This is a genomic window from Providencia sp. UF-224 (genome assembly GCF_058245955.1).
Window position 1 is genome coordinate 1 of sequence record NZ_JBSICC010000088.1, and the last position, 833, is coordinate 833.

An 833-nucleotide genomic window follows, 5' to 3' on the forward strand; every position below is an offset into this window, starting at 1 on the left:
GCGATTTCCATCGTTTGACGCTGATACGCACTCCATTGGCCATCAAATTGCTGCGGTTTCATCACCTGTTTTTGCCCTTGACTGTCAAGTAAGGTAACGGAACGGGTTTCAGGGGTGACGCGGTCAATGGTGTAGCGCTCAACCTCTTTCTTGTCCGCATTCCAACGCTCCATCACCATCCCTTCGCGGTAACTGTCAATTTGCTTGCGCGAATGGCTGTCGAGCCACACGGGTTTGAGCTGGGTTACCGTCACCGTTTTTTCACTGAGCATCCCGCGTTCGGTGAGCGTTTGGCGGATAGTGTCAGTCACGATTTTTTGCTCCCGAACTCCGCTGACCTGCGCAACCACGGGTTTCATGTCGCTGTGCAGCTGTGCATAATCCGCCGCCAGTGCCGCATAACGATGATTTTTATCAGGGATATGCGCAGTTTTTACCGTCAATATAGAGGAAGACTCGCCCTGAAAACGTGGCACCCCCGCATCTTGTAAGGTGGCCAGCACATTCCCCGTGCCTTTACGCCCGCCGCTGTCCATCATGAGCACTTGCACATTGGCAGATTGGGCGCTTTCCAGTAGGGATAAGGCCGATTTCAAGGACAGCTTTTCCGCATTGGCAACCACCAAGGTACTGTTGGGTCTTAGTGGTTGCCCATCACCCAAAGTCATTTTCGGCACAGTGGCAAAGCGATTATCATTGGCAAAGGCTTTACCGCTGGTCGCATCGAGGATCATCACCGCCACTTCACGCCCTTGCGATTGCGCCATCGTGACACCGTCTAATACCCCGTCTCGCTGCGCTTTACCCAGTCCTTGACTGGCCACAATCGCAAT

1 protein-coding gene is annotated in these 833 nt (G+C 53.5%); it reads right to left on the reverse strand.

The window, feature by feature from the left end:
* Positions 1–824, reverse strand: an 824-nt coding sequence (locus AC4IFO_RS22920) for an ssDNA-binding domain-containing protein (RefSeq protein WP_490737846.1), incomplete at its 3' end; no start/stop codon positions are given.
* Between the last annotated feature and the right edge of the window lie 9 nt (positions 825–833).